This is a genomic window from Mesorhizobium sp. WSM4840 (assembly GCF_055811755.1).
In genome coordinates this window covers 135,091-160,685 of sequence record NZ_JBVVQD010000011.1, presented here as the reverse complement: position 1 = coordinate 160,685, position 25,595 = coordinate 135,091, and the positions used below count along the sequence as shown (strand labels likewise).

The 25,595-nt window shown below is 62.6% G+C and carries 27 protein-coding genes and 2 pseudogenes; 16 read left to right on the top strand and 13 right to left on the bottom strand.

Features of this window, described 5'->3' with window-relative positions; genetic code table 11:
• Positions 1-3 precede the first annotated feature (3 nt).
• Both AC0L3I_RS17015 and AC0L3I_RS17010 read right to left on the bottom strand, forming a co-directional pair.
• Complete coding sequence (locus AC0L3I_RS17015) at positions 4-555, bottom strand: HMA2 domain-containing protein (protein ID WP_473527637.1); 552 nt, start codon at positions 553-555, stop codon at positions 4-6.
• Between the two features lie 45 nt (positions 556-600).
• The gene (locus tag AC0L3I_RS17010; RefSeq protein ID WP_473486513.1) at positions 601-1,893 is read right to left on the bottom strand and encodes a DUF445 domain-containing protein; all 1,293 of its coding nucleotides are present in this window, start codon (positions 1,891-1,893) and stop codon (positions 601-603) included.
• A gap of 144 nt (positions 1,894-2,037) precedes the next feature.
• Between AC0L3I_RS17010 and AC0L3I_RS17005 the strand changes: the two genes are divergently transcribed.
• From AC0L3I_RS17005 to AC0L3I_RS16990, 4 genes and pseudogenes are all read left to right on the top strand, one after another.
• A complete protein-coding gene (locus AC0L3I_RS17005; RefSeq protein WP_473527636.1) occupies positions 2,038-2,712 on the top strand; it encodes a hypothetical protein in 675 nt (224 codons plus the stop codon).
• Positions 2,670-2,816, top strand: a pseudogene (locus AC0L3I_RS17000) (DUF445 family protein); the annotation flags it as partial. The gene AC0L3I_RS17005 and the pseudogene AC0L3I_RS17000, both read left to right, overlap by 43 nt.
• 95 nt (positions 2,817-2,911) lie before the next feature.
• Positions 2,912-3,340: a phasin family protein gene (locus tag AC0L3I_RS16995; protein WP_473490018.1), complete on the top strand. Its 429-nt coding sequence runs from the start codon at positions 2,912-2,914 to the stop codon at positions 3,338-3,340.
• Positions 3,341-3,577: 237 nt separating this feature from the next.
• Positions 3,578-4,075, top strand: coding sequence for a MaoC family dehydratase (locus tag AC0L3I_RS16990; protein ID WP_473490019.1), 498 nt, complete (start codon positions 3,578-3,580; stop codon positions 4,073-4,075).
• Positions 4,076-4,116: 41 nt separating this feature from the next.
• On the opposite strand, the pseudogene AC0L3I_RS16985 reads toward AC0L3I_RS16990, so the two are convergent.
• Positions 4,117-5,500: pseudogene (locus tag AC0L3I_RS16985) on the bottom strand (aminotransferase-like domain-containing protein).
• Positions 5,501-5,606: 106 nt separating this feature from the next.
• Between AC0L3I_RS16985 and AC0L3I_RS16980 the strand changes: the two are divergent.
• Positions 5,607-6,470: a DMT family transporter gene (locus tag AC0L3I_RS16980; RefSeq protein ID WP_473527635.1), complete on the top strand. Its 864-nt coding sequence runs from the start codon at positions 5,607-5,609 to the stop codon at positions 6,468-6,470.
• A 156-nt stretch (positions 6,471-6,626) separates the two neighbouring features.
• Here the strand turns inward: AC0L3I_RS16980 and AC0L3I_RS16975 are convergent, their stop codons facing one another.
• Positions 6,627-7,667, bottom strand: a complete 1,041-nt coding sequence (locus AC0L3I_RS16975; RefSeq protein WP_473489216.1) for a zinc-dependent alcohol dehydrogenase family protein — start codon at positions 7,665-7,667, stop codon at positions 6,627-6,629.
• Between the two features lie 29 nt (positions 7,668-7,696).
• Positions 7,697-8,347, bottom strand: coding sequence for a maleylacetoacetate isomerase (gene maiA, locus AC0L3I_RS16970; RefSeq protein WP_473527634.1), 651 nt, complete (start codon positions 8,345-8,347; stop codon positions 7,697-7,699).
• A gap of 157 nt (positions 8,348-8,504) precedes the next feature.
• Between maiA and AC0L3I_RS16965 the strand changes: the two genes are divergently transcribed.
• Positions 8,505-9,188 (top strand): response regulator, encoded by a 684-nt coding sequence (locus AC0L3I_RS16965; RefSeq protein ID WP_095521992.1) that lies wholly within the window; start codon positions 8,505-8,507, stop codon positions 9,186-9,188.
• Positions 9,189-9,220: 32 nt separating this feature from the next.
• On the top strand, positions 9,221-9,589 hold the full coding sequence (locus tag AC0L3I_RS16960; RefSeq protein ID WP_473527633.1) for a hypothetical protein: 369 nt from the start codon (positions 9,221-9,223) through the stop codon (positions 9,587-9,589).
• 44 nt (positions 9,590-9,633) lie between these two features.
• Here AC0L3I_RS16960 and AC0L3I_RS16955 read toward each other — a convergent pair whose 3' ends face one another.
• Together AC0L3I_RS16955 and AC0L3I_RS16950 are read right to left on the bottom strand one after the other, a co-directional pair.
• A complete protein-coding gene (locus AC0L3I_RS16955; RefSeq protein ID WP_473527632.1) occupies positions 9,634-10,974 on the bottom strand; it encodes an ATP-binding response regulator in 1,341 nt (446 codons plus the stop codon).
• A gap of 8 nt (positions 10,975-10,982) precedes the next feature.
• Entirely contained in the window at positions 10,983-12,062 is a 1,080-nt protein-coding gene (locus AC0L3I_RS16950) for an FIST N-terminal domain-containing protein (protein ID WP_473527631.1), read from the bottom strand.
• A 296-nt stretch (positions 12,063-12,358) separates the two neighbouring features.
• On the opposite strand from AC0L3I_RS16950, the gene AC0L3I_RS16945 reads away from it, so the two are divergent.
• From AC0L3I_RS16945 to AC0L3I_RS16930, 4 genes are all read left to right on the top strand, one after another.
• Entirely contained in the window at positions 12,359-12,790 is a 432-nt protein-coding gene (locus tag AC0L3I_RS16945; RefSeq protein ID WP_473527630.1) for a nuclear transport factor 2 family protein, read from the top strand.
• A 279-nt stretch (positions 12,791-13,069) separates the two neighbouring features.
• Positions 13,070-13,573: a (2Fe-2S)-binding protein gene (locus AC0L3I_RS16940; protein WP_473527629.1), complete on the top strand. Its 504-nt coding sequence runs from the start codon at positions 13,070-13,072 to the stop codon at positions 13,571-13,573.
• 118 nt (positions 13,574-13,691) lie between these two features.
• On the top strand, positions 13,692-16,040 hold the full coding sequence (locus tag AC0L3I_RS16935; RefSeq protein WP_473527628.1) for a xanthine dehydrogenase family protein molybdopterin-binding subunit: 2,349 nt from the start codon (positions 13,692-13,694) through the stop codon (positions 16,038-16,040).
• A 134-nt stretch (positions 16,041-16,174) separates the two neighbouring features.
• A complete protein-coding gene (locus AC0L3I_RS16930) occupies positions 16,175-16,972 on the top strand; it encodes an FAD binding domain-containing protein (RefSeq protein WP_473527627.1) in 798 nt (265 codons plus the stop codon).
• A 64-nt stretch (positions 16,973-17,036) separates the two neighbouring features.
• Here AC0L3I_RS16930 and AC0L3I_RS16925 read toward each other — a convergent pair whose 3' ends face one another.
• Together AC0L3I_RS16925 and AC0L3I_RS16920 are read right to left on the bottom strand one after the other, a co-directional pair.
• Positions 17,037-17,534 carry a GNAT family N-acetyltransferase gene (locus AC0L3I_RS16925; protein ID WP_473527626.1) on the bottom strand — a complete coding sequence of 166 codons (498 nt, stop codon included), beginning with the start codon at positions 17,532-17,534 and terminating at the stop codon, positions 17,037-17,039.
• A gap of 19 nt (positions 17,535-17,553) precedes the next feature.
• On the bottom strand, positions 17,554-18,318 hold the full coding sequence (locus AC0L3I_RS16920) for a copper homeostasis protein CutC (RefSeq protein ID WP_473527625.1): 765 nt from the start codon (positions 18,316-18,318) through the stop codon (positions 17,554-17,556).
• Between the two features lie 307 nt (positions 18,319-18,625).
• Between AC0L3I_RS16920 and AC0L3I_RS16915 the strand changes: the two genes are divergently transcribed.
• Positions 18,626-19,081, top strand: a complete 456-nt coding sequence (locus tag AC0L3I_RS16915) for a carboxymuconolactone decarboxylase family protein (protein WP_473527624.1) — start codon at positions 18,626-18,628, stop codon at positions 19,079-19,081.
• Between the two features lie 51 nt (positions 19,082-19,132).
• Here AC0L3I_RS16915 and AC0L3I_RS16910 read toward each other — a convergent pair whose 3' ends face one another.
• On the bottom strand, positions 19,133-20,041 hold the full coding sequence (locus AC0L3I_RS16910) for a LysR family transcriptional regulator (RefSeq protein ID WP_473527623.1): 909 nt from the start codon (positions 20,039-20,041) through the stop codon (positions 19,133-19,135).
• Positions 20,042-20,167: 126 nt separating this feature from the next.
• Between AC0L3I_RS16910 and AC0L3I_RS16905 the strand changes: the two genes are divergently transcribed.
• The 3 genes from AC0L3I_RS16905 to AC0L3I_RS16895 are packed head-to-tail and all read left to right on the top strand — an operon-like array spanning position 20,168 to position 22,261.
• Positions 20,168-20,671: a nuclear transport factor 2 family protein gene (locus tag AC0L3I_RS16905; protein WP_473527622.1), complete on the top strand. Its 504-nt coding sequence runs from the start codon at positions 20,168-20,170 to the stop codon at positions 20,669-20,671.
• 52 nt (positions 20,672-20,723) lie between these two features.
• Complete coding sequence (locus AC0L3I_RS16900; RefSeq protein WP_473527621.1) at positions 20,724-21,704, top strand: alpha/beta hydrolase; 981 nt, start codon at positions 20,724-20,726, stop codon at positions 21,702-21,704.
• The gene (locus tag AC0L3I_RS16895; protein ID WP_473527620.1) at positions 21,701-22,261 is read left to right on the top strand and encodes a nuclear transport factor 2 family protein; all 561 of its coding nucleotides are present in this window, start codon (positions 21,701-21,703) and stop codon (positions 22,259-22,261) included. The genes AC0L3I_RS16900 and AC0L3I_RS16895 overlap by 4 nt, the downstream gene beginning before the upstream one ends.
• 37 nt (positions 22,262-22,298) lie before the next feature.
• Here the strand turns inward: AC0L3I_RS16895 and AC0L3I_RS16890 are convergent, their stop codons facing one another.
• Both AC0L3I_RS16890 and AC0L3I_RS16885 read right to left on the bottom strand, forming a co-directional pair.
• Positions 22,299-22,733: a cupin domain-containing protein gene (locus AC0L3I_RS16890; protein ID WP_473527619.1), complete on the bottom strand. Its 435-nt coding sequence runs from the start codon at positions 22,731-22,733 to the stop codon at positions 22,299-22,301.
• Positions 22,734-22,803: 70 nt separating this feature from the next.
• Positions 22,804-23,655 (bottom strand): AraC family transcriptional regulator, encoded by an 852-nt coding sequence (locus tag AC0L3I_RS16885; RefSeq protein WP_473527618.1) that lies wholly within the window; start codon positions 23,653-23,655, stop codon positions 22,804-22,806.
• 70 nt (positions 23,656-23,725) lie between these two features.
• Here AC0L3I_RS16885 and AC0L3I_RS16880 point away from each other — a divergent pair, with 70 nt between their 5' ends.
• Complete coding sequence (locus AC0L3I_RS16880; RefSeq protein WP_473527617.1) at positions 23,726-24,898, top strand: amidohydrolase; 1,173 nt, start codon at positions 23,726-23,728, stop codon at positions 24,896-24,898.
• A 105-nt stretch (positions 24,899-25,003) separates the two neighbouring features.
• Here AC0L3I_RS16880 and AC0L3I_RS16875 read toward each other — a convergent pair whose 3' ends face one another.
• Entirely contained in the window at positions 25,004-25,447 is a 444-nt protein-coding gene (locus AC0L3I_RS16875; RefSeq protein WP_473527616.1) for a hypothetical protein, read from the bottom strand.
• Between the last annotated feature and the right edge of the window lie 148 nt (positions 25,448-25,595).

Below are 25,595 nucleotides of genomic sequence, written 5' to 3'. Positions count from 1 at the left end.
GCCTTACGCTGCGATCGGCATAGGTTCTTCGACTTGCTCATACGTTACAGTCGGCGATCGATGCGACTGAGGTCGCATCATGGTGCCGACAACCGCACGAAGCACCGGTTCGGCCAGGACCTCTGCCAGTTGGGCAGCAGGATGCCTCGCGAAGACGAGAGGCAGAAACTTTGCCAGCAGGAACACCAGGTCCAGTTCGCGCCCGCTCATGCCGTCAGCCCGACCGTTCGTCACGACGAGCGGATGAAGAGTCGATTCGACCGTCAGATACGGAATGCCGCGGCAGGCAGCCAACGGATCGACACTATTATCGTGCACGATCACCAGGCTTGCGGCCGTGGGATTGACGGTGACGCTGGATATGCCCTCCACGCCGAGAAGCTCTCGCTGCAGATTGGCGAAAAACGCGACCTGATAGCGCGCAGCGGGAATTTTGATCCGTAGACGGCCCGTTGTGCGGTGAACGACACGGGCGGTTTTTTGAACATGCATCTCGATTCGCTCACTTTCATGCCGCCAAGGCGACCATTCGCGAGCGAGATAGGAGATTTTCACAAAAGCTTGATGACAGTCGCAGGCTTTGCTGGGCGGCGCGATTTCTTAGGAAATCGCCCATGTTCCGAGATAGAGGAGGCATCCGACGAGCGCGCCTACAATGGTTCCATTCATGCGGATGTATTGGAGATCGCTCCCGACAACCAGTTCGAGGCGGTCCGATAGAGCTTTCGTGTCCCAGTTCCTGACGACGTCGCTGAAGAAGGAGCTGATCTCGCCGCGCCACGTGACGATATAAAGCGCCAAGCGTTCCAGCGCAGAGTCGAGGTGTTTCTGCATTGCCTCATCGGTCGCAAGCGCCTGTCCGAACAGGGAAAGCCCACGCTGAAGGCTGGCGCGCGTCTTCGACGAGGGCGTTTGCAAATCCTGTAGAGCAAGCTCTGACAGCTCGGTCCAGATTGAACCGAGCCATGCCTGAATGCCGGGATGCTCGAGCAAACGGTTTTTGGCTGCATTTATCTGCTCCCGCTGCTCGGGAGATGTTTGCAGGGTGTGAACAAGGTCCAATATTGCTTTCCGGAATTTCAGCCGCGCGTCACCTTCAGGCTCCTGCAGCTTGTGCAATACTTCGATCACACCTGAAATAAGCGCAGCAGCTATCCGGCGGTCTATGGCTTTCGGAATCCACCAGCGACTGCGTTCCTGCACAAGTTTTTCGATCTGGCCGCTGTTCTCCTGGAGTAATTTTTCGGCAACTTGGATGGCGCGGTCGAATACGACGTCGGCTTCTCCGCTGACCGTCAGCGCATGAAGAACGCGGCCGAGGACAGGCGTAAAGTCGGCTTGCCGAAGCTGCTCGCCAAGCGTGCGATGGGCGAAATTCAGCAGGTCGGGGCTTCCCGCAGATCGGATCAGGTATGGTAGTGCGTCGACAATCGTATCGGCGATCGCATCGGCACTGGAAGGAAGAGCAATCCAGGTGGCGAAGCGGTGTCCGACACCAACGCTGCGCAACTTGGCAAGGACAGTGTCCGCCGTGAGGAAATGCCGCTCTATGAAGCGCCCGAGCGTTGTGGCAATGCGATCCCTGCTGTTCGGGATGATAGCGGTATGCGGAATCGGGACACCTAAAGGGTGGCGAAACAGCGCCGTGACGGCAAACCAGTCCGCCAGCCCCCCGACCAGGCCAGCCTCGGCGCCTGACCGCAGCAGCAATGTGGCGAAGCCCGGATTATCAACCCAATGCGTGCTTACGACGATCGCTGCCATTGAGCCAAGGAGACCGTTGGCGAAGGCGCGGTTGCGACGCTGGCGCCGGATGGCGATTTGGTCGTCCCCGGCGCTCGCGTCAGTGGCTTGTTCGGAGATTGAAAGGGGAGAGGACGAATCTACCGGCATACCGAGACTCCTGTATAATCAGTGAGCAGAGTGCTCTGGTGCAAGACTCCTCGATATGCGAGGCTGAAGGCAATACAAAGGAGTGCGGCGAAAAGACCAGCTGGCATCGGGGGCGCAAACAGGGTTCCAACGAGCAGGCGAGTCATGCTTCCCAAAGCGACAGTCGAACACACCATGCCGGGGCGCCTTCGGGTGAAAGTTTCCGATTTCCGCGGCGACGTGTCCTATTTCCGCTCGGCGATCGAGAAGCTCTCGAACTATCCGGAGATTGCCGGTTTGAGGGCGAACCCGATGACCGGAAGCTTTATCATCGAGCACAAGACGGATTTGCCCTCGATTCGCAAAATTGCGGCCGACGGCGAAGTGTTCGACCTGCAGGAAACATTTTCGCCGCCGCCTCGCCGAGAGCCGCCCGTTCCGAGCGGAGACAAGGCGGACGACAGGAACCCCGCGTTGGAAGGGGGCAGAGCGACCATAATCGGCCTGTTGGGTGGTCTGGCCGCTTACCGGGCGACGCGAGGTTATGGATTGGGTCCCGCCACCGAAAACTTCTGGAATGCGTTCGGTGCGCTACGAATTCTCAAGAATCCATTTATTGCGCTCGTCTTTGGCGGCCTTGGAATTCTGCAATTGACAAGGGGCCGATGGGCGGGATCGGCATCATCCCTCCTCTTCTATGCGTTCGTCGTCAGGCAGCTGTCCGGCTCCAGCCCCGAAATGCAAGCCAGCCAATCGGACGAATCGAAATCCGAAGACCCTCTAGCGACTGACACGCCGCCGATCAGGTCAAGCGCTGGGACTTTGCCCAGCTCACCATGAACATCGACAGGGACCTGCAATATATCCGCTTCAACGGCATGGTCATCGGCGGCCTTGCCGGCGTCGTGCTCCATACTGTGGAACGGCTGTTCCTCGTCAACTGAGCCGCGATCTGTTGCGCGGCCGAATGGACCGTGAGGCTCCAGTGCCCTATGTTCTCTTCAGGTGCCGCATTCGCAGCGCCAGGGGAGAAGCCACCATGGCAAAGCAACCGGAATCCGACACCTTCATGGACATTTTCGCCAGGTTCGGCCGCGACCTGAAGCTGCCGAACGTCGATGTCGAGGCGATCCTCAACCATCATCGCAAGAACCTCGAGGCACTGGAAAAATCGGCCAGGGCGAGTGCCGCCGGAGCGTCGTCGCTGCTCTCCAGGCAGCGCGAGATGCTGCAGGACACGCTGCACGAGATCGCCGACATGGCGCAGAGCTACAGGGCGCCGGGCGATCCTCGGGAGTTGATGGCCAAGCAAGCGGCGTTCGCCAGGAAATCCTTCGAGACCGCATTGAAGAATGCCGGCGAGGTGGCCGAACTGGCCAGGAAATCCGGGACCGAATCGGTCGAGATCCTGCGCGAGCGTATCAAGGAGGCGATGGCGGAAATCCGCAGCAGCTACGATAAGAAGTAGGCTGTTCCCAAGCCAAAGCAGGCGGACTTTTCTCCCGTCATGTCCGGCTGCTGAAAGCCGTATTGTTGGTCTTTGGCCCCGGCGAGGCGCACAAAGTTTCTCTTGCTCGGATGAACCTGTTTCCGGCGCTGGACACAGGCATCCGGCCGAGGATACCGCAGCGGAACGCGCGGAGCGAATTGACAGAGGCGGCCGGTTCGTGGTCCGGAGGCAGGGCAAGCGATCGGGAAAGCAGGAATGACGCAAACACGGCTGAGGACGCCGCCGACCTACGAACAGCTCAGGACGATGACAGGGCAGGAGCTTGGCGTGTCGGAGTGGACGACGGTTGACCAGAGCCGCATCGACCAGTTCGCCGAATGCACGGGCGACCGCCAATGGATCCATGTCGATCCAGAGCGGGCGAAGCGGCAGAGCCCGTTCCGCGCCACCATCGCGCATGGCTATCTAACGCTGTCGATCATCGGCGCGCTGGCGCTCGACATGGGCATCGTGCCCGAAAACACGCAAGCCGTCTTCAACTATGGCTTCGACAAGGTGCGGTTCCTGGCCCCGGTCAGGGCCGGCGCGCGCATCAGGCTGCGCATCACGCTTTTGTCCATGGAGGACAAAGGTCCCGGCCAGTATCTGATGAAGGCGGCCAATATCGTCGAGATCGAAGGTGAGCAGAAGCCGGCGCTGACCGCCGAAACGCTCGTTATGCTCTATGAGCGCCGGAGGCGGGCAAGGGCCTGAGGGGCGAAGCGCCAGGGCCTGCATCTTCGTGACAGCGAAAATCATCGCGACATTGCCTCTTCAAGCGTCCTGAAGATTCTCTCGTCTGCCGACTGCGCGGCGTTGAAGCGCAGGAAACGGCTGGCAGTTTGGGACAGGCTGAACGCATTGCCGGGCGCCAGCACGACATTGGCCGACAAGGCGCGGCGGGCTGTTTCCGCTGCATCCACGCCTTCCGGCAGGCTGCACCATAAGAACATGCCGGCGGGCTGGTCGATCCACGGCGTCACGCCGATCGTCTTCAGGCGGGTTCTTGTCTCAGCCATGGCGCGTGAAAGCCGCGTGCGCAGCAAATCCACGTGCTTGCGATAGCTGCCGTCCTTCAGAGGCAAGCCTGCCGCTGCCGAAGGACGTGGCGATCTTGAGGTCGGTCAGCCCTTCCATCCAGTCGCGCGGAGCCGCGATGAAGCCGCAGCGCACCGACGCCGAAAGCGTCTTGGAGAAGCTGCCGATATGGACGACGCGACCAAGACCGTCGAACGCCGCCAGCCTGGGCGCGGGCGTGTGTTCGAAGTCGGCAAAGATATCGTCTTCGATGATCGTCAGATCCGATTGGTCGGCGAGCTTGAGCAATCGATGGGCGACGACCGGCGACAGAATTGCACCCGTTGGATTGTGAAGCGCGGAATTGGTGATGTAGAGGCGCGGCCGGTGCTCGATCAGCGCCTGCCCAAACAGCTCGATATCCGGTCCCGACGGCGTATAGGGAACGCCGACCACCTTGGCCCGGTGAGCGCGCAGCAGGGCATGGAAGTTGAAATAGCAGGGATCGTCCACCAGCACCGTGTCGCCCGGCTCGAGCAGGAACCGGCAGAGGAGGTCGATGGCCTGGGTGCCCGATTCCGTCAGCATGATCTGGTCGGGAGATGCCTCGATGCCGTGCTCTGCCATGCGCCGTGCGAGCAGATGACGCAGCGGCGGCAGCCCGAGCGGGGTGCCGTAATCCGTCAGCGTGACATCATCGCCGCGTGCCATTGTCCGCAGGGCCCGGCGCAATCCAGCCTCGGGCATCCAGGAGGCAGGCAGCCAGCCGCAGCCGGGTTTGAGCACGCCGTCGCCGGCTTCTAGCGATTGGCGCGAAACCCAGAGCGGATCGACAGCTCGATCAAGCCTGGGGCCGATCTCGGCCAGCGACAAAGGAGCCAGCGGTCCGGCGGCATAAAAGCCCGAACCTGGACGCGAGCGGATGATGCCTTCCGCCGCAAGCCGCTCATAGGCTTCGACCACGGTGGATTTCGAAACCTGCATGGTTTTCGCAAAAGCCCGGATCGAAGGCAGCCGGGTTCCCGGTGTCAGGCTGCGTGCGGCGATCCTGTGCCTGATCGTCGCCATGACGCTTTCGACAAGCGTCCCGCTGCCCTCATTTGCCGTCGCCTGCTCGTCCATCCGTACTGCTCAATCTACCATAACAGTTTTATCAAACTGTACCTCATTGTCCCTGGTGGCGCCACATGTCCGGCCCGATAGAGGGCGAGAACATCAGGAGCGTGCGATGGATAAGACGGCGGGCGGCTGGATCAACGGATTCGTAGGCGTGCTGATTTTCAGCGGATCGCTTCCGGCAACGCGCGTCGCGGTGATGGATTTCGATCCGACGTTCCTAACCGTCGCCCGTGCTGCCACGGCAGGCATTCTGGGCCTCGCGCTCCTGCTCGCTTTTCGCCAGAAGCGTCCGGAGCGGCGCGATCTGCTGTCGCTGGCCATCGTGGCGCTTGGCGTCGTGGTCGGCTTTCCGCTGCTGACCGCGCTGGCGCTCAAGCACATCACCTCGGCCCATTCCATCATCTTCGTCGGCCTGTTGCCGCTGGCGACCGCAATCTTCGGCGTCATTCGCGGCGGCGATCGCCCCAAACCGGCTTTCTGGCTGTTTTCATGCCTTGGCAGCGCCCTTGTTGCCGGTTTTGCAGTGACGCAAGGTGTGGCGGCCGCGCCGCTTGGCGACATGCTGATGCTGGCCGCCATTATCCTGTGCGGACTGGGCTATGCGGAAGGCGCCACGCTGTCCCGCAAACTCGGCGGCTGGCAGGTGATCTCATGGGCGCTGGTGTTGTCGCTGCCGGTCATGCTGGCCCTGACGCTCATCACCATGCCACCGTCGCTCGAACCCGTCGGCAACGCCGCCTGGATCGGCCTGGCCTATGTCTCGCTGTTCAGCATGCTGATCGGTTTTGTGTTCTGGTATCGCGGGCTGGCGCAAGGCGGCATCGCTGCGGTCGGGCAGTTGCAGCTTCTCCAGCCGTTCTTCGGCCTTGGGCTGGCGGCAACGCTGCTGCATGAGCCGGTCAGTCCCGCCATGATTGCCGTCACCGCTGCCGTCGTGCTTTGCGTGGTCGGTGCGAAGAGATATGCGAGATAGGCGCCGGCCCTTCTTCCTTCTCCCCTTGTGGGAGAAGGTGGATTGGCGCGCAGCGGGGTGCTGGCCGGAACGCCCTCGTGCCAAGCTGGAACACCCCTCATCCGACCGCTTCGCGGCCACCTTCTCCCACAAGGGGAGAAGGGAGAGCCGACTTGGCTAGAACTTGGTCACCACGCCAATGCCGATGCCTTCGAAGCCGCCCATCGCCATTAGTGCGGCTGGCGCCTCTTCGAGGCTGATTTTCTTGCCGACCAGCAGTTCGGGTTTGAGTTTGCCGGTGCGGATCATCTCCATCATCGCCTGGTAGCGGTGGGCCTGCATGCCGTGGCTGCCGCGGATTTCGAGCTCGAAGGCGATCACCTTGTCCATCGGTATCTGCGGCCTGGCGTGATCGCCGAGCATCAGGCCGACCTGCACATGGCGGCCGCGCCGGCGCAGATTCGCGATCGAGTTGAACGAGGTGGTGGGGTGGCCGAGCGCGTCCATCGACATATGCGCGCCGCCATTGGTGATCTGCTTGACCGCCTTGACCACGTTCGGCGTCTTGGCCGCGTTGATGGTCGCCACCGCGCCGATCTTGCTGGCGAAGTCCAGCTTCTCGTCGGTCAGGTCGATGGCAATCACGTTGGCGCCCATGGCGCTGGCGATCATGATCGCCGACAGGCCGACGCCGCCGCAGCCATGCACGGCCACCCATTCGCCGGGCGTCACCCGGCCCTGGTCGACAATGGCGCGGAACGAGGTGACGAAGCGGCAGCCAAGGCTGGCGGCGGTGGCGAATTCCATCTCGTCCGGCAAGCGGACCAGATTGGTGTCGGCATGGTCGATGGCGACAAATTCGGCGAACGAGCCCCAGCCGGTGAAGCCGGGCTGGGACTGGTGTTCGCAGACCTGATGGTTGCCGGAGCTGCATTCGAAGCAACGGCCGCAGCCGACGGCGAACGGCACAGTGACACGCTCGCCGGCCTTCCAGCGGGTCACCTGCTTGCCGGCGGCCACGACGACGCCGGCAAGCTCGTGGCCAGGCACATGCGGCAGGCGGATACCATCGTCATGGCCCATCCAGCCATGCCAGTCGCTGCGGCAGAGCCCGGTCGCCTCGACCTTGATGACAACGCCGCCCAGTGCCGGCTCCGGATCGGCAACGGTCTGGATCGTCGGCACCTCGCCGAATTTTTCGAAGACAACGGCTTTCATCGGCAATTCCTCACGATTGTATAGCGCTGCTACTCGGCATCGATCTGGTTCTCGGGTGCGGCCCTTTGGAAGGCCGGCAGCGCCATGCAGGCGGCGTGGATGCGGCCGATTGTCGGATAGGGCGTCAGGTCGACGCCGAAACGGGCGTTGCTGGTGACCTGTGCGACCAGGCAGATGTCGGCCAGCCCCGGCGTTTCGCCATGGCAGAATGTCTTTGTTTCGGGGGAGGAAGACAGAATCTTTTCAAGCGGCTGAAAACCTTCGTTCACCCAGTGCCGGAACCAGTTGGCGACGTCTTCGTCGCCGGCGCCGAACAGCGTGCGCAGCGAGGTCAGTACGCGCAGATTGTTCACCGGATGGATGTCGCAGGCGATCATCTGCGCCAGCATCCTGACGCGGGCCCGACCAAGCGCGTCCTGCGGCAAAAGCGGCGGTTCGGGCCTGGTTTCGTCGAGAAATTCGATGATCGCCAGCGATTGCGTCAGCAGCGTGCCGTCGGCCAGGATCAGTGCCGGCACCAGCCCTTGCGGATTGACCGAGAGATAGGCGGGCTCGAGATGCTCGCCATGGCGCAGATGATGCGGCACATACTGGTAGGTCAGGCCCTTCATCTCCAGCGCGATCCGCACCCGGTAGGAGGTGGAGGAGCGGTAGTAGTTATGAAGGACGAGGTCGCTCATTGCGGTACATTCGGCCGATTTGGACGACCGGGCAAGGGATGATGGTCCGGAAATTGCCATCTCCGCCCTTCGGCCAGGGATGGCGATGTACTATTTGCCAATAATCTGGCCATGGTCACTGGGCTATTCTATCCTGCCTGAAATGAAACGAAACGCCATGACCGCAGTCAACGATCGCGCCCGGTTTCTGATCATCGACGACCACCCGCTGTTTCGCGAGGCGCTGCACAGCGCTGTGCAGATGGCCTATCCGGATGTCGATACTGTCGAGGCGCGTTCGATCACCGAGGCATTTGAGCTTCTTGCGGATGCGAAGCCATTCGATCTCGCGCTGCTCGACCTCAGCATGCCTGATGTGCATGGTTTCGACGGGCTGCTGCAGCTTCGGACCCGCTATCCGCGCCTGCCGGTGGTCATCGTTTCGGGGCATGAGGAGCCCAAGATCATTTCCGAGGCGCTGTCCTACGGCGCGGCCGGCTTCATCCCGAAATCGGCGCGCAAGAGCGACCTGGCCGCCGCCATCCGCTCGGTGATGGACGGTGCGATCTACGTGCCCGAAACCTATGAAGGCCAGCCGCCCGACGCCGACAGCACCGACCGCGCCGAGATGGTGCAGCGCCTTGCCAAACTGACGCCGCAGCAATTGCGGGTGCTGCAGATGCTGCGCCAGGGCCTGCTCAACAAGCAGATCGCCTACGAGTTGCAGGTCGGCGAAACCACCGTCAAGGCGCATGTCTCCGAGATCCTGCGCAAGCTCAACGTCTACAGCCGGACGCAAGCCGTCATCGAGGTTTCCAAGCTCGACAGCGCCGAGCTGTTTCGCGGCCAGGCGGGGTTTTAGCGGCGGCTGCGACAGTGCATTCGGAGTTTGAGATGACGCGGGAATTTTATGGGGCGACAGGGGAGGCCCAGCGCTCAATAAACAAACTCTTGTCGCTTCCGGCTTCTGGCCGGGAGCAGGATTGGGAGATCGAGTTTGCCGATCCTAATCGCATCGAGGAAATGCTGAAAGCTGCCTCAATTAGCCGTCTGAATTATGATGAGAAGTGTGCCTTGGCTTTGCTGACGATCGCCTCGATCGAGGAAATGGTCGAAGCAGGCGAAGCCAATCCCAAAATTCTCAAGTACGCTAAAGCTGTCCTTAGGCAGGATGATGATGTTCGAGAGGCAATGATTTTTTATTGGATTGGTCAAAGTCGCGCGTCGGATCAGATGACTGTTAGAGAAATACTTCTCACTTAGTCCCATTTCCTTGTCGCTCGCGGTCGTCTGCCGTGTCGTTGACATCAAGCCAGGAGATGCGCCAGCAGTGCGCGCAGTTGCGCCGGTTTCAGCGGCTTGCGCATCAGCTCGATGCCGGCCGCGCGGGCGGCTTTGGCGACGGTCTCCGAACCGTCGGCAGTGACGATCAGCGCCGGCACGGCACGGCTGAGATACTCGCGGACCTCGGCGATGGTCGTGGTGCCGAGGTCGCCGCCGTCGAGATGCTGGTCGGCGATGACGATGTCCGGCACCCAGTCCGTATCGCCAAGCATCTCGAGCGCAGCATCGGTCGAGGTGGCGGGGCGCACCAGGCATTGCCAGCGCTCGAGCAGGGATGTCATCGCCTGCAGCACCTCGACGTCGTTCTCGACCAGCAGCACCTTTGTGCCGAACAGACCGTAGCCGCGCGGCCGCTCCATGTCGGCGCTGCTGGCAATGGCATCGACGCTGGCGCCGATCCCGACCGGAACGTCGATGTGGAAAATCGTGCCGTGCCCGACCTTCGACGAAAACGTCACGGGATGTCCGAGTGCGGCGGCGATGCGGCGCACGATGGCCAGGCCCAGTCCCAGCCCGGCGCCGGCAAGCCCGGCATCGGTGGGGATCGTGCCGCGGTGGAATTCCTCGAACACCGCCTCGCGCTGGTCGTCGGGGATACCGCAGCCGGTATCGGCGACATCGATGCGGATCGTGTCGCCGCGATGCCTGGTGCCAACCAGCACGCCACCGGAGCGGGTGTAGCGCAGCGCGTTGGAAAGGATGTTCTGCAGGATGCGGCGCAGCAAGGTGCGGTCCGAACGCACGACGGCGTTGACCGGCCGGAATTTTAGCGTCAGGCCCTTCAACTCGGCGACCGGCAGGAAATCCGAGCGCAGCGACGAAAACAGCATCTCCAGGCTGACGTCGCCGATATCGGGCTGCACGACGCCGGCGTCGAGCTTGGAGATGTCGAGCAGGGTGCGGAGCAGATCCTCCATCGTCTCCAGCGACCGCTCGACCTGCCGGACCAGTTTTTTGCCTTCGTCGCTGGTCTGCACTTCAGCCAACGCCGAGACGGAGAGATGCGCGGCGTTCAGCGGTTGCAACACGTCGTGGCTGGCGGCTGCCAGGAACCTTGTCTTGGACAGGTTCGCCAGTTCGGCGTTTTCCTTGGCCGCGCTCAAATCGATGTTGGATTGTTCCAATCTACGCAGTGTCGAGTGCAGTTCCTCGGTGCGCGTACGCACTCGATTCTCGAGCGAAATCGCGGTCTGGAACAGCGAGAACGCGTTGCCTTGCTGATCCATCGATCGCTCGACGCGGCTGACAAGGGCTGCGTTGATCTTCTTCAGCTTCTCCAGGTCATTGATGTCCCTGAGCGGCATAAAACCTCCTACTCCGCCGCCTGCCGCTCTCCGAAGGCGATGCCGGTGAACGTCTGGTTCAGATGCATCGACCGGTACTGCTCGCCATAGGTGCCGAAGCCGATGACGTTGTTGACCTTGTAAAGTTCCGAAATCTCCCGGAAGACCTGGCGGTTGCGCGCATCGAGCCTGCGCAGCACGCAGTCAAAGGCGAGGATCATGTCGATGCCGCCAAGCCTTTCCTCGACATCCCTGAAGGCGGCACGCGTCGATTCAACCATGTTCTTGGGTCGGGCGATGGACAGGACGACGCCATCGTCGATGGCGCAGAAGAACGACAGCGAGCCGTCCGCGTGCATCTTCTGGATCGAGCGGCAGTAAAATTCGCCGCCGACTTTCACCACCACCGGGTGCGAAGCGAAACTCAGCGGCGTCAGCATCTGCGGGATGACGCCGACCGAGGCGGCATATTCCTCGGCGGCATTGGTGGCGTTGAATTCGCGCACGGTGCGGTGATCGGGATCGGACGCGGTCACCACCAGCTTCTCGTCGGTGGGGACAAAATTGTCGGTCTTGAACACGTGGAAAGGAATTTCCGTAGTGATCAGCACGATGATGGCGCAGTCGCAGGCAACCTTGCCGTTCGAGATCAGCCGCGTCGTCTCGAATTTCAAATCATCGCCAGCCGACCCGCCGATCAGTGGAATATCGTCGAGCCCCCAATGGATGGCGGAGGTGACCGCTTCCTCGGCATAGGACAGCCCGTCGATGAGGCAGAGCGCGAAAGTGGTATCGGCTCGCTCGTGCCCGACGCGCCCGCGTAACGAACGCCTCAGCGCCTCGACTTCGCCGGTGATCCCGTCCATGCCCGATGAGGACAGATTTTCGACCATGGTGCTGGCTGCCGAAAAAGATGCGGAGGGAAGCAGCATGGCCATGACCTGGCCGTCCTCCAGGCCTTTGGGCGTAATCTCTCCGGCCGTCGAGCAGCCGGCATAGCGGAGCGCCGGCGCGTGGTTCTCAAGCGCTTCCGAAAGGGCGACTGCCTCAAGCAGGCTTTGCGAGAAAAACAGCAGGGCAAATCCAGCGTCGATGGCCGCGGCTTCCACTGCCACCGCCCGGGCGAACGCATCCGCGTCGGGTTCGTCGGTGGTGAGAACCGATAGGCCGCATGCATAGCGCGTCCGTGAACTGGCCAGCGGCTTCCTCCTCTATTTCCTCCGACGCTCTTTTTGTGCGCGGCTCTTTTTTTATGCTCCTGGCGCGCCGGCGTCGAAGTCATTGTTGTCTTCAAGTGCTGCTTTGGCAATGAGCCAACATGATGGATTTGAAGTTTCTGCTATTTTGACGGCATCAGCGCTGAGAAACTTCGAATCCACAAGCGCACCGGAAGGGAGCGTGATTCATGGAAGCGCAGGTCAGGAAGCTATTCGAAAGGTACGAGCAGCTTTTCGAGAAATCCCTCGCCGGCGATGCCGACATGGACGAAGTCACATCCGTCTATGCCGCCGCCTTCATTGCGGCGTCGCCTGCCGGCGTCATGGTCGGGAAGAACGACGACCAGCTCAAGCAGGTTATGGAACAAGGCTATGCTCACTATCGAGCGATCGGCACGAAGGCGATGCGAATACGCGATGTTCGCATCTCGCCGATTGACGGGCATCATTGCGTTGCCCACGTCGCCTGGACGTCGACCTATACCCGCAAAGGCCAACCGGACGTCACGATCGATTTCGACGTCCACTACCTCGTGCAGATGCTGGGCGGAGAGCCTAAAATATTTGGCTGGGTGTCAGGCGACGAGCAGGAGGTTCTCAAGAAACACGGCGTCGGCTGAAATCGGCTTGGCCAGCCTCGGCCGCTGATGGCCGGAAGGCGGCAGCGCACGGCGATCGTGGTTCGCTGCGTTGCGCCATTTCCCGCCTTTGCGTGACCGAAAGTACAATAGGCGGATTTTCGGCCGAACTGCATTCTCGAATCTCGGCATTCCGCGGCACTTTTTCCCGGACTTTATGCGGTATAAGACGGGCTTTATGCGGTATAAGAATAGCGGACAGATGGAGGGCTCGGGCACCACCGACGCCAGAACGACCAAGGTAGCACCCAGGGAGGTTTCATGTCGGACATATCGTTGACGGTGAACGGAAAGCGGGTCAGCGGCACTGCCGAAGACCGTACGCTTCTGGTTCATTTCTTGAGGGAAAATCTCGGCCTGACCGGGACGCATGTCGGCTGCGACACCTCGCAATGCGGCGCCTGTGTGATCCATGTCGACGGCAAGGCGGTAAAATCCTGCACGATGCTTGCGGTGCAAGCCTCCGGGTCCAACGTCGTGACCATCGAAGGTCTGGCGGACGGTGCCGATCTGCATCCGGTGCAGGCGGCGTTCAAGGAGCATCACGGGCTGCAGTGCGGTTTCTGCACGCCGGGCATGATCATGGCGGCGACAGACATGATCAACCGTCACCCCGAAGGCCTCGACGAGGCCACGGTGCGCGCCGAGCTCGAAGGCAATATCTGCCGCTGCACCGGCTACCACAACATCGTGAAGGCGATCCTCGCCGCATCGAAGACGATATCCAAGGGAGCCGCCAAGGGCAAGGCTAGGCAAGCTGCGTGAGATGAAGAGTGAGTAGTCAGTAGTGAGTAGTTCGGCCTGAATGGCTCACTGCCGGTTTCCTTTCACTACTCACTACTTTGCTACTCACTATTTCGGCAATTCGGGAGGAATTTCTGCGATGGGCATTGAAGGTGTTGGCGCTCGTGTAGCGCGCAAGGAAGACAAGCGGTTCATTACCGGCGCCGGGCGCTATGTCGACGACATGGTGGTTCCCGGCATGAAGCATGCGGCCTTCGTGCGCAGCCCGCATGCGCATGCTGAGATCAAGAAGATCGATGTCAAAAAGGCCCAGGCCATGCCAGGCGTCATCGGCGTGCTGACCGGCAAGGAGCTCAAGGCCGACGGCATCGGCAATCTCATCTGCGGCTGGATGATCCATTCCAAGGACGGCTCGCCGATGAAGATGGGGGCGTGGTCGCCGCTGGCCTTCGACAGGGTCCGCTATGTCGGCGACGCGGTGGTCATCGTGGTTGCCGAAACCAAGGGCCAGGCGCGCGACGCGGCCGAGGCGGTCGACATCACTTACAAAGAACTGAAGGCAGTCGTCGATGCTCCGAAGGCGCTCGAAAGGAGCGCACCACAGATCCATCCGGAAGCCGACAACAACCTGATTTTCGACTGGGAGCTCGGCGATAGCACCGCAACCAACGCGGCGATCAAGGCCGCTGCCCACGTCACCCGCATGAAGATCGTCAACAACCGGCTGGTGCCCAACGCGATGGAGCCGCGTGCGGCACTTGGCTATTACGACAAGGCCGAGGACCACTACACGTGCTGGACAACCTCTCAGAACCCGCATCTCGCGCGCCTGGTGATGAGCGCCTTCTACAATGTCGCGCCCGAAAACAAGCTGCGCGTCATCGCGCCGGATGTCGGCGGCGGCTTCGGCTCGAAGATCTACATCTATCCGGAAGAAATCATCTGCCTGTGGGCCTCGAAGAAAACCGGCGTGCCGGTCAAATGGGTCGCCGACCGCACCGAGAGCTTTCTCACCGACGCCCATGGCCGTGACCATGTCTCGACGGTGGAGATGGCCTTCGACAAGGACAACAGGATCACCGGGCTGAAGGTCGACACCATCGCCAATCTCGGCGCCTACATGTCGCTGTTCTCGTCCTGCGTGCCGACCTATCTCTACGCGACGCTGTTGTCGGGCCAGTATGATATTCCGGCGATCCACGCCAATGTGCGCGCCGTCTACACCAACACCGCGCCGGTCGACGCCTATCGCGGGGCAGGGCGGCCGGAAGCCACCTATCTGCTCGAACGCACCATGGAGACGGCCGCTCGCGAGCTGGGCGTGTCGCCGGCGGAACTTCGCCGAAAGAACTTCATCACCTCTTTCCCGCACCAGACACCGGTCATCATGAATTATGACGCCGGCGATTATGCCGCTTCGCTCGACGCGGCGATGGCGGCTGCCGACTATGCCGGCTTTGCCGAGCGCAAGGCCGCCGCCGCCAAGAAAGGCAAGCTGCGCGGCATCGGCATGAGCAACTATATCGAGGCCTGCGGCCTGGCGCCGTCGGCGGCGGTCGGCAGTCTTGGAGCGGGTGTCGGTCTTTGGGAAAGTGCCGAGGTGCGCGTCAATGCCGCCGGGACCATCGAGGTGCTGACCGGCTCGCACAGCCATGGCCAGGGCCATGAGACGACCTTCGCGCAACTGGTCAACCAGCGCTTCGGCGTGCCGATCGACAGCGTCTCGATCGTCCATGGCGATACCGACAAGGTGCAGATGGGCATGGGCACCTATGGTTCGCGCTCGGGCGCCGTCGGCATGTCGGCCGTTGCCAAGGCGCTCGACAAGGTCGAGGCCAAGGCCAAGAAGATCGCCGCCCATCTGCTCGAGGCCGACGAGGGCGACATCGTCATCGAAAACGGTGCGTTGAAGGTCACCGGCACCGACAAGAGCGTCCCATGGTTCCAGATGGCGCTCGCCGCCTACACCGCCCACAACCTGCCGGGTGGTATGGAGCCGGGGCTGAAGGAGACCTCATTCTACGATCCGTCGAATTTCACCTTCCCGGCCGGCTGTTATGTCTGCGAGGTCGAGATCGATCCGGAGACCGGCGTCACCGAGATCGTCCAGTTCGTCGCCGCCGATGATTTCGGCAACATCATCAACCCGATGATCGTCGAAGGCCAGGTGCATGGCGGCGTCGCCCAAGGCATCGGCCAGGCCTTGCTGGAGGGCACTCGCTACGACGCCAGCGGGCAGCTTCTGACGGCGAGCTATATGGACTACGCCATGCCGCGCGCCGACGACCTGCCGTCGTTCAAGGTCTCGACCTCGAATACCCCGTGCCCGGGCAATCCGCTCGGCATCAAGGGCTGCGGCGAGGCCGGCGCCATCGGCTCACCGCCGGCAGTGATCAATGCTATCACCGACGCCATTGGCATCACCGATATCGCCATGCCGGCATCGCCGTCCACGGTCTGGGCTGCGATCCGGGCGACGAAACACTGAAAGGAGTGAGTAGTGAATAGTGAATAGTGAATAGTTAGATTTCGCCGAAGCTCTTCCCATTCACTACTCACTACTTACTAATAACTACTCACTATTCACCATTCACTATTCACTATCTCGCACGGGAGTATCCCATGTACTCAGTCAACTATCACCGCGCTGCCTCCGTCGCCGATGCCGCCAAGCTGCTCAAGAGCGGCGATGCAAAGCTGTTGTCGGGCGGCATGACGCTGATCCCCGCGATGAAGACGCGGCTTGCCGCGCCTTCCGACTTGGTCGACCTGTCGCGGATCAAGGAACTGCAAGGCGTCAAGGTGTCGGGCAAGACCGTCACTATCGGGGCCGCTACCACGCATCATGATGTCGCCTGCGACGAGAAGCTGAAGAAGGCGTGTCCGGCGCTCGCCCATATGGCGTCCCGGATCGGCGATCCGGCGGTACGCTACAAGGGCACGATCGGCGGCTCGATCGCCAACAACGATCCGGCGGCCGACTATCCGGCAGCACTTCTTGCGCTCGACGCCACCATCGTCACCAACAAGCGCGAGATCGCGGCCGGCAAGTTCTTCACGGGCCTGTTCGAGACGGCGCTGAAAGACGGCGAGATCATCACCGCCGTGACCTTCACCGCGCCGGCCAAGGCGGCCTATGAAAAGTTCCGCAATCCCGCTTCGCGCTATGCGATCGTCGGGGTGTTCGTGGCCAAGGGCAAGGACGGCGTCAGGGTCGCCGTCACCGGGGCCGGGGATGACGGCGTCTTCCGTTCGAAGGAAATCGAGGCGGCGCTGACCAAGAGTTTCACGGCAGCCGCACTCGACGGCATGAAGATCTCGGCGAAGAATTTGATGAGCGACATCCACGCCTCGGCCGACTACCGGGCCAATCTGATCGCGGTGATGGCCAAGCGCGCAGTGGCTGCCGCCAACGCCTGAATCTGCCGGTCCATCGAAAAGCCGGCCCGTGGCTGGCTGAACCGCAACTGGTAGGGCTGTCGCCTCAGCCGGTGATTTGCCTGGTATAGTAGCGCACCGCCTTCTTGCCGCCGTGGATCACCGCGTCGCCGACCTCGACAAAGCCGAGCGCTGCGTGAAAGGCATCGGACGCCGGGTTGGGCGGTTCGGCATTCACCTCGCAACTGACGATGGTCTGGCCGGCACGCAATGCATGGTCGAACAGATCCTCATAGAGCCTACGGGCATGGCCGCGGCCACGCGCTTCCCCCGCGACGACGACGCGGTCGACATAGACGAAGCGCGGAAAACGCTCGCGGAACCACAGGAAGTTCGGGCTGTCGTAGCGGGCGTCCTGGTCGAAGGTCATGATGAAGGCTTCGAGTGCGCCGATGCGGCGCGCATAAAACGCTTCGCCGAGCAAGAAGGACAGGCGTTCCGGCCCAAGCCACGACAGCTCGGTCGCGTGCTCGTTATTGAGGGCGAGGACGGCGGGCTCGTCCTGCGGCGAGACTTTTTCGATCGGCAACCGTGCTTGCGTCAAATGTTTGCTTCCTTCGGGATCATGCTCGCGCCGCCGCAATCGTCGCAGCCACAAGCGCCGCGTCGGTCACCGTGTTGCGGTATTCGCGGTCAAGGTCGGTGCCGCCCATCCCAACCTGCGGATTGCGGTAGCGCATGGCGCTCGGCACGTCCTTGAGTGCGGCGAAGTGCATTTCAGTCAGTCCGGTTCTTTCCCGCACCTCGGCGATGTTCGTGGGATCGAGCCCGCCGCAACCGAGAATGATGATGCGCTTCCCCGCCTGCCGGACGAGTTCCGCCAGCAGGGCCACGCCGTCCAATGCGGTGTCGCGCTGGCCGCTGGTCAGCACGCGGCCGACCTTGCTGAGGATCAGCGCTTCCAGCGCCTCGGCCGGATCGCGCGTCATGTCGAAGGCACGGTGGCAGGTGATGTTCAAGGACCCTGCCGCCTGCACCAATTCGCTCATGCGCTTTTCGTCGATGGTACCGTCGGCATTCAGGCAGCCGACTACGACGCCGGCCACGCCAAGCTCGCTCAGCGCGCGCACATCGGTTAGCATCGAACGGTACTCGGCTTCACTGTAGAGAAAGTCGCCGCCGCGCGGCCGCACGATGACGTGGAACGGGACCGTCGCCAGTTCGAGGGCTGCGCGCACCGTGCCAAAACTCGGCGTGATGCCGCCCTCGACCAGGCTGGCGCACAGCTCGACCCGGTCGGCGCCGGCGGCTTGCGCGGCCAGAAGGCCATCAATGCCTTCGACACAGATTTCGATCAGCGGCAGGCGAGGGCGTTCGGTTTCGGTCACAGGGCGATCCGTTGCGGATTCAAGACGTGCAGCCCTAGCATCGGGCTCCTTGCCGCGAAAGCCGGAATTATTGGCTCAACGCGACGGATCGCTGCCGTTTGCATTGCCGCCAATTTCCCGCTTGACACACTCATAACCAACTAGTTATGGGTAAATCCATAGCTAACGGATTATGGGTTTTGGCGTGAACAGCGCGGCCGATGATTTCTTCAGAACCCTCTCCGATCCGGCCTTCAGGACGAACGAAACAGTAAAACCAAAAACCCGGATGATTGGCATCCGGGATCGGCAAACAAGGGAGACCACCATGCAAGCAAGACTGAAAAACCCTGTGCTTCTCATTCCCGGCGCGCTGCAGGCGCTGCTCGCCCTGGACAAGTCGACGGAAACGGCCGACCTGCCCTATGTGACGCGCAAGCTCGTCCATTTGCGCGCCAGCCAGATCAACGGATGCAGCGTCTGTATCGACATGCATGCACGCGAATTGAAGAAGGCCGGCGAAAAGGACGAACGCGTTTTCAACGTGTCCGCCTGGCGGGAGACGCCTTACTTCACCGACGCCGAACGCGCGGCTCTTGCGCTTGCCGAGGCAACAACCCGGCTCTGCGACCGGCCGGACCCAGTGCCGGACGCGATCTGGGACGAGGCCGCCCGGCATTATGACGAGAAGCCGCTTGCCGCACTGGTGGTCCAGATTGCCTTGATCAACGCCTTCAACCGCCTCAACGCCGCCACCAGGCAGATGGTCGGCGCCTGGGGATGAGCCGGTTCGCCGATATGCGCCGCGGCACATGTCGGTTTTCGCGGCGGCGCATCAGATCCGCAAATTGTGGGCGTTCGCGCGCACGAAGTCGATGAAGGCTCGCAGCTTGGGCGGGACGAGCCGGCGGCTGGGATAATAGAGGTGGAGCGGTTCGTAGGTGGGACAGAAAGGCTCCAGCACCTTGACCAGCGCGCCCGAGGCGAGAAGCGGCGCAGCGAGGCCTTCGACGGCAAAGGCTAGGCCAAGCCCTTGCGCGGCGGCGGTGATGCAGAGCGGAAGTGTGTTCACGATCAGACGTGCGTCGGGCGCCAAGTCGAGTTCACGTCCATCCACGACGAACTCCCAGGGCGAGATGGCGCGGGTGCGGGTGAAGGCGAAGGCGATGCAGCGGTGGGCGGCGAGGTCGGCGGGTCGCTTCGGCGTGCCGTTACGCGCCAGATAGTCCGGGCTCCCCAACACCACCGTCTGCAGCGGCCCGCCCAGACGCGCGCCGACCATATCCTTCTCTAGAAGCTCGCCGATCCGCAGGCCGGCATCGAAGCCCTGAGCTGCGATATCGACGAAGCTGTCGTCGAAGATCAGGCTAAGCCGCACTTCCGGGTAAGCGTCCATGAACGGCCCCATCAGCGGCTCGATCAGCAGCGGCGCGGCGATCCACGGAAGGCTCAGGCGCAGCGTGCCGGCGGGGCGATCACGGGTCTCGTGCAACGCCGCGCCAGCCGCCCGGATCTCTTCGGCCGCTGGGCGCACGTGGTCGAAATAGTGGGCGCCGGCTTCGGTCAAACCAACGCTGCGGGTCGTGCGGTTGAGGAGCCGCACCCCCAGACGCTCCTCAAGCCCTTTGACCGCCTCGCTCAAAGAGGCCGGGGCGACGCCGAGTTCGGCCGCGGCGCGGCTAAAGCTCTTGGCCTCAGCGACCTTCACGAAGGCGACGATGCCACTGAACTGGTCGAGGCGCATTGTGAGGATTTTCCAAATAGCCTTGTCGAACTATACGGGTTTTTCCGGTGAACAAAAAGCCTCATGTTAGGTCCGACGAATGGGCCTCGCTGTTGCGACGGCTCGAACAGGCAAGGAGACGGACTGATGACCAGGCTCGCTTCGCTCGCCGCCGGCGCTCTCCTGGCGGTGTCCGCCGCCCCCGCGAGCGGCGGTCCTCAGGAAGACCGCAACATCCAGCTGATCAAGGACTATTACGCAGCTTACGCGACCGGGAACCCGGAGGCCGTCCGGCCTTTCCTCGCGCCCGACATCGTGTGGCGCATTCCCGGCCATCATCCGCTGGCCGGCGACAAGCGCGGGCCGGAGGAAGTGGTCGCCTTCTTTCGCGGCCTGGCCGACGGCAAATTTAGGGCTGAGCCGATCTTCTTCCAGGCGCAGGGCGATCTCGTCGTCGACATCCATCGCGGCTGGTCGAACGTCGGCTCAGGTCCCGAGATCGACCAGCTCTACGCCCTGATGTTTCGCATCAAGGACGGCAAGATCGCCGAGGCGCAGAATTTCTTGACCGACATGTACCAGTCGGACGCCTTCTACTGGACGCACTACCCGCTGAAGCCACTGCCCGGCCGACTGGCGGACGACCGTTGAGGCGGCGGCCTTCCTAAATCCGTTTCTCGCTCCAAGCCAAAGGAGACTCGCGATGTTGAAAATCCTGACGCTAGCAGCGGCAACCGCAGTCGCGCTCGGCTCCAGCGCCTTCGCCGCACCGCGCGCCGAGCGCGTCACTTTCGCCTCGCACGGCGAGCAGATCGTCGGCGATCTCTATCTGCCCGAGGATATGGACCCGGCGAAAGCTCGGCCCGCGCTGGTCGTGACCGGCGCATGGATGACGGTGAAGGAACAGATGGCCGCCCGCTACGCCCGCGAGATGGCCGACCGTGGGTTCGTCGCCTTGACCTTCGATTTTCGCGGTTGGGGCGAGAGCGGCGGCGCTCGGCGTCAATACGAGGACCCCAGCGCCAAGATCGCCGACATAGAAGCGGCGGTCGCCTATCTCGCAACCCGGCCCGAGGTCAGCAAGGACCGCATCGGAGGGCTCGGCATTTGTGCCAGCTCCGGCTATATGGTCACTGCCGCCGCTAAAGATCCCGGGATCAAGTCGGTCGCCTTGGTCGCGCCCTGGCTGCACGATGCCGAGGTGGTAGAGCAGACCTATGGCGGCAAGGACGGGGTCGCCATGCTTGAAGCCGCGGGCAATGCGGCCGAGGCCGCCTATCGCCGCACCGGCAAGCAGGCATTCCTGCCCGCCGCCAGTCTGACCGACCAGCGGGCGATCATGTTCAAGGTGCCCTACTACACCGAGCCCGATCGCGGCATGATCCCAGCCTGGCGCAACGAGGCCGATCCGGCCTTCTGGCGCGGCTGGCTGACATTCGATGCGATCCAGGCTGCTCGGCGCCTGCATCAGCCCTTTGTGATGGTGCACAGCGAGGCGGCTGCCATCCCGCAGGGTGCACGCAAATTTTACGCGCGGCTGACCGGGCAGAAGCAGGAGCTGTGGCTCGACAATGTGACCCAGTTCGATTTCTACGACGGCGCCGCGCCGGTGGAGGCGGCGACCGACGCCGTCGCCGCGCATTTCCGCACCACGCTGAGCAGTGCAGGGGAGGCAGGACAATGAGCCCCGTCACCCGCCGGCACGTCTTGGCCTCGGCAGTTTTCGCCGCGACGTCTACCGCCAGCTGTGCGCCGGCCTTGAGCACCACGCAGTCCACGGCTGCGCTGACGGTCGAAGACAGGACCGCCATCGCCGAGGCAGTGGCGGGGATCGGCCTCTATGCCGATTTGCGCGAATGGAAACGGGTCAAATCCTATCTCGCGGCCCGCGTCACGACCGACTATACGAGCCTTTTCGGTGGCGAGGTGGCGACCAGCGACCGCGACTCGTTGATTGCTCAGTGGCAAGATCTGCTGCCGGGCTTCGACGCCACCCAGCACCTCATCACCAACATCGTTGTCGAAGGCGCGGGCAACGATGCGGTTGCGCGCAGCCATGTCCGCGCCAGCCACTGGATCGATGCCCGGCTCTGGACGGTCGGCGCCAGCTATCTCCACCGGCTGGTGCGGACGCCCGAAGGCTGGCGCGTCAGCGCCATCGCCATCCGCCGCCTGTACGAGGAGGGCGACCGCGCCGTGCTGGCCGCTGCCGCGGACCGGGTGAGCGCGGCGGCGAAGTGAGCAGCCTGCTGGCAGCCGCAGCCACGACTGTTGCCAGCTACTGGCGCAACACTGTGTTCTTGGTGCCTTCTTCGACTTGGTCGATGACCAGCAGCTTGACCGGATCGACGCCGACATTGGTGGCCTGATGCCACTGCCCGATCATTTCGATGATGAAATCGCCTGACTTGTATGTGGTGCTCTTGCCGGTCTCGACATTGGTGACCTGAAGCGTTCCACCCTGGACATAGGCATAGCGGGGGAACGGGTGCTTGTGGACCGGCAAGGTCGCGCCCGGCGCAATCTCAAAGGACGAAACCAGGACCTGCACATTTTTCTGCGGCAGCGTGATCGGCTGGCCGGACGCCGTCTCGGTGCGCGAGGCAAGCGGGGTCACGACAACCGGGGTGCCGCTGGCGTCCAGCGCGTACGAGGCGGTTGCGGAAATGGCTGCCGCGAGCAGCAGCGTCGTCAATACCAGGATTTTTCGCATGATTCCCCCCAAGCCCAACTTCACCATCGCTCAGCAAATTTCCGCGCGCAAGCGTCTCCTTTGGGAGCACTCAGCCTCCTCTCCTATACATGCCAGGTGTCATGCCGCGCGTCGCCCGGAACGTGCGGGAAAGATGGCTCTGGTCGGCGAAACCTGCCGCAATCGCGGCATCGGCGAGGCCGAGCCCCTGTTCGATCAAGGAACTGGCGCGACGCAGTCTCCGGTCGCGGATATAGGCCGTGGGCGTCAGGCCAATCGCTTTCTTGAAATCCCGGATGACCTGGAACCGGGTGACACACGTGGCGTCGGCAAGCCGCTGCAGGTCGAGTTTCGAGCCAAGTTCGCTTTCAATAACGTCCTCGTAGAGCGAGAACCTCTGTCGCGATCCCGAGCTTTCGATCGCTTCGGTTCGCCCGCTCCAATCGCCGTGCCGAACGATGAGATACCTCAAGGCGACGAGCAGCGACGCCTCGGCTTTCGTTGCGTCCTGGGACGTAGAACCTTCATGCGCCGCCACCAATGCTTCGGCGAGATCGCTGTCCTCGATGATCGCGTGCGAGAAAACCGGAGCGCCATCTCCGCCCAACTCGCGGGCGAGCCCCGCCATCAGCGGCACCGAGGGATAAAACGTCCGGTAGGCCCAGCCTCCATCGGCGCCTTGTTCCCCGTCATGCCACTCCTCGGGGTTGACGACGGCAATGGTGCCTGCCGGAGCGATAATTTTTTGGCGGCCAATGCGAATGCGTTCGCAGCCGGAAGTAATCAGCGCGATCACATAGGTTGGATGCGTGTGCAGCTCGTAGCGGTGCTGTGTAAAGCGCGCCTTGAACAGGCCAAGGTCAGGGAAGCAGGGATGGCGCCAGTATTTCCTGGTCTCGGTCGCGTCCACGTCTTTCTCTCTGCTGCGGTCAATCTGGTTCAAGACACCTCTTGTGCGACCTTCTAATCGTGATCCCGGATCAACCGCCCTTTGCCGGTGGAAGGAGAGCATCGTGCTGCATAATGACCCCATCGCCGCCTTGACGCCAGAGGTGATAGCCTGGCGCCACCATATCCATTCCAATCCCGAACTCGGATTCGATGAGAACGAAACGGCACGTTTCGTTGCCGAGAAACTGCGCGCCTTCGGCTTCGATGAGGTGCATGAGGGGATCGGCGGCACCGGGGTTGTCGGCGTCCTGCGCAACGGCACGGGCACGCGCGCCATCGGTCTTCGCGCCGAGTTGGACGCGCTTCCGGTCGTCGAGAGGACTGGCCTGCCCTATGCATCCAGGAATGAGGGCGTGATGCACGCCTGCGGCCATGACGGCCACACCGCCATGCTGCTCGGCGCGGCCAGACTGCTCAGCCAATCCCGCGCCTTCGAGGGTATCGTCTACTTCATCTTCCAACCAGCCGAAGAAAATGAAGGCGGCAGCTTGCGCATGATCGAAGACGGCGTGTTCAGGCGTTTCCCAGTCGAGGCCATGTATGCCGTCCACAACTGGCCGGGCGTCAGACTGGGGACGATCGCGGCTCGCGTTGGAGCGCAGATGGCCGCCGTCGACAATTTCGAGCTGACCTTCGAGGGTCTTGGCGCGCATGCCGCCATGCCGCAGCTCGGCGACGACCCGATCCTGGCCGCGGGCGCCTTTGTCCAGGCCGTCCAGCGCATTGTCAGCCGCTCGGTCGATCCGCAAAGCGCGCTGGTCGTCAGCCTCACCCAGATCCATGGCGGCAATGCCGGCAACATCGTGCCTGGCAAGGTCTGGCTGCAAGGCACCTGCCGCTTTTTCGAGCCCGGTCATTCCGATCATTGCGAGAAGCTGATCGGCGAGATCGCCCGGGGTATTGCCGCAGCCCATTCGCTCAAGGCCACGCTCGACTACAAGAAGGGCTATCCGCCGCTCATCAACACGGCGATTGCCACGGCCCGCGCCGTCGAGGCGGCCGCCGCCACCGTCGGGAGGGAGAACGTCACGACCGAGTTCAGCCCGAGCCTCGGCTGCGAGGATTTCGCCTTCATGATCCGCGAGGCAGGCGGCTGCTACGCGTGGATCGGCGTCGGCGATGTCGGTCCCGGCGAGGGGCTGCATGGGGATCGCTACGTATTCAATGACGAGATCGTGCCGACCGTGTTGCGCTACTACGTCAATCTGGTCGAGCAGACGCTTCCCGTCTCGTGAACCGTCAGAGGGAAAACTGATGGCTCAGCGAGAAGTGCCGATCTGAATGCGATTCGTGGGCCATAAGCCGGGAAACAGTCTTGCGCGACACCAACCCGACGCATCTCACCCGACCGTGGCCACGAGCTGCGTTACGTGAACGGGATTTTCGAGCACTGCCTGCGCGGTATCGGCCTGGTTTTCATCGACATGCGCCATCACAAAAATGACGCCTGGTACAACGTTCGGCTCACCCGGTTTCTTGGCAAGATCGGCAGATGCCCCGAGAAGCCTGCCAGCAAAGCCGCCACAGGCCGCACCGACGAGGACCATGCCAGCCGCTGCTCCGACAGGATCAATGCCGGTGGCTCCAAAAGCACCCAGGCCGATTAACAGACCAGCAGCCGCGCCAAGCGCGGCACCGCCAGGACCGCGCAGGACAGCGCCGATTTCGTCGTCGTAAGGTCCGATGACGCTGATCTGTTCGTGAGAAATTCCTGCCGCCTGAAGCGCGGCAACGGCACGCGCTGCCTGGTCGTGGGAATCGAAAAGTCTGCTGATTGTTCGCATTTGACACTGCCCATAGCACAGTCGCGGGGGGGGGGGGGGGGGGGGGGGGGGGGGGGGGGGGGGGGGGGGGGGGGTGGGGGGGAGGGGGGGGGGGGGGGGGGTAGAGCAGCCAACCGGGGCGGCGGGGGGGGGGGGGGGGGGGGGGGGG